This is a genomic window from Chitinophaga silvisoli, from assembly GCF_003412465.1.
Lineage (GTDB): Bacteria > Bacteroidota > Bacteroidia > Chitinophagales > Chitinophagaceae > Chitinophaga > Chitinophaga silvisoli.
Map to the genome: position 1 here is coordinate 1 of NZ_QTJV01000067.1, position 2,377 is coordinate 2,377.

Below are 2,377 nucleotides of genomic sequence, written 5' to 3' on the forward strand. Positions count from 1 at the left end.
TTCTAGGGTATAATATATATATATAATATACTTCGTATATAATATATATTATAAGAAAAAAATTTACATGGCATTTATCTAGTTAATCAGCTTTAGTTTCATCATTACATTCACTATCGTTATAATCTCGACCAAATATACCACATTCGTAATCATCAAGACCATCATTAATAGAACGAGCGATACTTTTTAGTTTATCACGAATAACAAGTCTATAATCATCAATAACCTTATATACCTATTCTATATTATTCGCACTGCCATTAGTAGTTATATTGGTAACAGCAAGAGGAATATCGTTATTAGTAGGATGAAGATTAGTAACTTCAACAGAAGTTATAGAATTATCATTCTCAACTTCAATAATAGCAATAATACGATGTACTTTCATGATGTTTATTATTAGGATTAGTATTATCAGACCTTGCAGCTAGGTCTTGATTAATAAGTCTTATCAGACTGTTAAGTTCGTTTGCTGCAATCTATTTAATGTCGATAATGAGCATTTCCATGTCGAACACTGCGACAGCATCAACAAAACTATTGTTGATAACACAAACGCTACCAACCCGAAGGTTAGTAGCGTCATGTTCATTAGAATGGCATATCGTCATCACTCATTGCAGTAGCAACAAAACTAGCCGCTTTAGCTTTAGCCTCGCGCTTGGCAGCAATGGCAGCACGAGCATCGTCCATAATCTGCTTGATAAGTACATTATATGCACCAACAAGAACAGGGTCAGCAGGCTGTTCGATACCTACAACATGATATACATATCTATCATAATCCACAACATTGTAAAGATTATCTTTACGAGTAAACGGATTACGGTCTTGTACACCAGCAGGCACAAACTGGCAAAGAACTTTGACAGCAACACCAGTTAGATAAATACTAGCAAAACCGGCTTCAGCAGCTTCACCAACATAGTTGACAAATCTACCGTAGAACTTGTCTTTGCGCATTACAAGCAGTATCTGATTGAATGGCATCTGAACAGCACCAAGCATACCCATTCGATGTGTACCATCAGGCATACTTTGAGCACCTTTGACAGGACTAGCAATAGTAACAAACGCATTGAGATAAGATTTGCCATTACGACCTGTACGTTCTTGACAATCAATATTAGTAATGACAGTAGTCATTACATAACTATGACCATCAGCACAGATGCGTTTAACAACATCATCAATGGTTTCCACTTGCGTAGAACTTTGGTTATCTGTATCAATTTGTGGAGTCTGTGGAACAGCATTAACAACAGGTTGAACAGGTTGGTTAACACTAGTAGTTGGTTCAACTACATTAACATTCTCGGAAGCAGCAGCACCTTGTACAGCTTGTGCTAAATCTTTAACGTCTAGCATGACTATTAAGTATTTAATTACGCTAATCAGTAGCATTACTGACAGTTGTTTTCGTTTCAACTGCAAAGTATTTAATGTTGATAATGAGCAACATCATCTAGTAGAGATTAATCTCTACTAAGATAACTAACAATAGCCGATAGTATTCCAAATACAACAGCAGTAATCTGTTCATCACTAGTTGGTTCTACTTTCAATGCTAGTATGATAGCTGGCATCATCAGTATGATAGCAACTAACAACAATGGTTTGTTTGTTTTCATAATGATTAGTGTTAATAGTTAGTAATGTAATGAGATGAATAATCTCAAAATATTTAATGTTGATAATGAGAGCGAGAACTTTACTTTCTCCTAGAACTTGACGGGGGTAGTCAAGTCCAATTTAATGACCCACCCCTTATACTCACTAGCCTCATTAAAACACCAATATACACTATTTTCACTCTAATTATTACCATTACTATCATTTTCACTATCACTCTCATTATAACTTTTCATTTCATTTTCATTATCGTTACCTTTATTACCTTTATCTTCATTATTTCCATTATCTTCGCCCTCATCTTTATAATTATCATCATTTTTATCATCGCATTTAATTCAGTCCTCACCAATATCTATAATTTCAGTTGCATACAAATCTTTATTCGCAATTACAATACCTTTATCAGTATCATTTTTAAATAAAACAAATTTATCAACTATAAGTCTATCTTTATCATCAAAAGTTTTTATTAATTTAGCTTCACTAATAATATTAATAAGTTTGTTAACATCACCTCTAAATATGTAAATAGGATTAACAACATAAATATTTCGAATATTAGTTCTTTTAATAATATTTTCATCTTCAAGATAAGCAATAGCGTTATAATAATCTCTATAATTAGGCTTAACTAAACCATAACCTTTAATTAAATCATGAGAAATATAAATAACATTACTATTAAATTTAATATTTTCAGCAATATAACCAATAAAAGAAATAATAACAGCATATCTAT

The 2,377-nt window shown here is 32.3% G+C and carries 4 protein-coding genes; all 4 read right to left on the reverse strand.

Translation table 11 applies throughout. The features are described 5' to 3' along the window. Positions 1-238 precede the first annotated feature (238 nt). Positions 239-391: a hypothetical protein gene (locus tag DXN04_RS35125; RefSeq protein ID WP_158569337.1), complete on the reverse strand. Its 153-nt coding sequence runs from the start codon at positions 389-391 to the stop codon at positions 239-241. A 203-nt stretch (positions 392-594) separates the two neighbouring features. Next, entirely contained in the window at positions 595-1,431 is an 837-nt protein-coding gene (locus DXN04_RS34425; protein ID WP_147320181.1) for a hypothetical protein, read from the reverse strand. Between the two features lie 47 nt (positions 1,432-1,478). Next, positions 1,479-1,634 (reverse strand): hypothetical protein, encoded by a 156-nt coding sequence (locus tag DXN04_RS35130; protein WP_158569339.1) that lies wholly within the window; start codon positions 1,632-1,634, stop codon positions 1,479-1,481. A 339-nt stretch (positions 1,635-1,973) separates the two neighbouring features. Beyond that, positions 1,974-2,377, reverse strand: a 404-nt coding sequence (locus DXN04_RS34430; protein ID WP_147320182.1) for a replication/maintenance protein RepL, incomplete at its 5' end; no start/stop codon positions are given.

Bases quoted from the DNA above. Each gene is read 5' to 3' on its own strand.
- DXN04_RS35125 (WP_158569337.1), bottom strand. From the start codon at position 391: ATGAAAGTACATCGTATTATTGCTATTATTGAAGTTGAGAATGATAAT.
- DXN04_RS35130 (WP_158569339.1), bottom strand. From the start codon at position 1,634: ATGAAAACAAACAAACCATTGTTGTTAGTTGCTATCATACTGATGATG.